This window comes from Mesorhizobium sp. M2C.T.Ca.TU.002.02.1.1, assembly GCF_003997225.1.
Window position 1 is genome coordinate 1 of the sequence record NZ_RZTO01000998.1, and the last position, 1,984, is coordinate 1,984.

General features: G+C 65.0%; 2 protein-coding genes and 1 pseudogene. 1 reads left to right on the top strand and 2 read right to left on the bottom strand.

All coding sequences use genetic code 11. From position 1 onward, the window contains the following. Both EOD07_RS32510 and EOD07_RS32515 read right to left on the bottom strand, forming a co-directional pair. Positions 1 to 384 (bottom strand): annotated as a pseudogene (locus tag EOD07_RS32510) (AAA family ATPase); the annotation flags it as partial. Beyond that, on the bottom strand, positions 384 to 989 hold the full coding sequence (locus EOD07_RS32515) for a dimethylsulfonioproprionate lyase family protein (RefSeq protein ID WP_127238163.1): 606 nt from the start codon (positions 987 to 989) through the stop codon (positions 384 to 386). The gene EOD07_RS32515 and the pseudogene EOD07_RS32510, both read right to left, overlap by 1 nt. A gap of 139 nt (positions 990 to 1,128) precedes the next feature. Between EOD07_RS32515 and EOD07_RS32520 the strand changes: the two genes are divergently transcribed. Then, a partial coding sequence (locus EOD07_RS32520; protein WP_127238164.1) for an acyl-CoA dehydrogenase family protein occupies positions 1,129 to 1,984 on the top strand: 856 nt, incomplete at its 3' end.

The window sequence follows — 1,984 nt, forward strand, 5'->3', positions numbered from 1 at the left end:
ACCCAGCACCGCATCCATCAGTGCGGCTTTCATCGCCTGATAGTCGCGCGCCCGCGCCTCGCCAAGGACCTTGCCCTGCACCACCACTTGCGAGCCGATATCGCTCTGCGGCTTGAGCAGCACGGGGTTCATATGCACGGTCGGACGGACGCCGCAAGCAAGCGCCTGGAGCCACTGCCCGCGGCCGATCTCGCCCTCGCCGGCCCTATTCTCACCGGCTTTATCGCCGGGAATGTCGGCGACGGCGGCATTGTTCGACATGTTCTGCGGCTTGAACGGCCTGACCTTCAGTCCACGATTCTTCGCGGCGCGGCAAAGTCCCGCCACCAGCACGGTCTTGCCGACATCGGAGCCCGTGCCCTGCAGCATGATCGCTTTTGCCATCAGCTCCGGCCCCTTGAGCCGATCGTCGATTTCTGAGCCAGCGGCCCGCCGCGCCAGAGATAGAGCGCCATCAGCGGCTCCGTGCCCGTGCGCATGGCGTGGCTGACATTGGAAGCGTGGTGAATGACCTCGCCGGCAGCGCGCCTATGAAAGCTCCCCTCGCCCATCCGCCACTCGGTGCCTCCGGTCAGCGGGATGTAGATCTCCTCGGCGATATGGTGATGGTCGGGATAGACGATGTTCGGCCCGAGGATCAGCAGACCGCCCGCGACCTCTTCATTGACGAAATGCCCGCGCGTGCCGAACACCTCCAGCCAGCCGTAATTGTCGATGAAGCCCTGCCCGAAATCGGCGGCCGTATAGGTCTGCCCCCAGCGCAATGCATCCCGATGGTCGGCAACGAACCGCGTCAGCGGCGTGGCGTCGGGCGTTGCAAGCTCGGCGATGCGATCGAGATGGTTAAGACAGCCAAGCGCACGCGGCTCGAGAGAACGCACAGGCATGTCCCAGCCGATGCGCGCGACTTCGTCGGCGACGAGATCGCTGTCGACGCCGCCGAGATAGGCTTGGAATCGCTCAAGCAAATCATCGAAAATTGTCGGCACGCAAGAGCTCCGTTAGTCATTCCATGCACAGCCGGTTCTCAGCGGTCCGGGTTGCGCGGCGGCATCATTGGTCTAGATTGGACGGCGCGCAAAGCCAAAAACGACAGGCCAGAAGGCCTGAAGCGACAGGGAGCACGCCATGGACGCTGCAGTCGATGCGGGCGCTGGCCAGTTCGAACTCAATGAGGAACAGCGCGCCATCCAGGAGATGGCCCAGGCTTTCGCGGCGGACCGCGTTGCGCCGAATGCGCTCGATTGGGACAAGGCAAAGCACTTCCCCGCCGATGTGATCCGCGAGACCGGGCCGCTCGGCCTCGGCGGCATCTATGTGCGCGACGATGTCGGCGGCTCGGCGCTCGGGCGGCTGGATGCGGTGCTGATCTTCGAGGCGCTGGCCCACGCCGACCCGGCCTTCTCCTCCTTCATCTCGATCCACAACATGGCGGCCTCGATGATCGACCGCTTCGGCAGCGACGAGCAGCGCCAGCGCTTCCTGCCGAAACTGACCTCGATGGAGTGGCTGGCGAGTTATTGCCTGACCGAACCCGGCTCCGGCTCGGACGCCGCAGCGTTGAAGACGGGCGCGGTGAAAAGCGGCGGCGACTATGTCTTGAACGGCGCCAAGCAGTTCATCTCCGGCGCCGGCGACAGCGACATCTATGTCGTGATGGCACGCACCGGCGGCGACGGCCCGAAGGGCATCTCGACCTTCGTTGTGCCCAAGGATGCGCCGGGCCTGTCCTTCGGCGCCAACGAGCACAAGATGGGCTGGCACATGCAGTCGACCCGCCAGGTCATCTTCGAGGATTGCAAGGTGCCGGCCGAGAACCTGCTGGCCGCGGAAGGCGCCGGCTTCGGCATCGCCATGGCCGGCCTCGATGGCGGACGGCTCAACATCGCCGCCTGTTCGCTCGGCGGCGCGCAATCGGCGCTCGACAAGGCGCTTGCCTATACGGCTGAGCGCAAGGCCTTCGGCTCGAAGATCAACCAGTTCC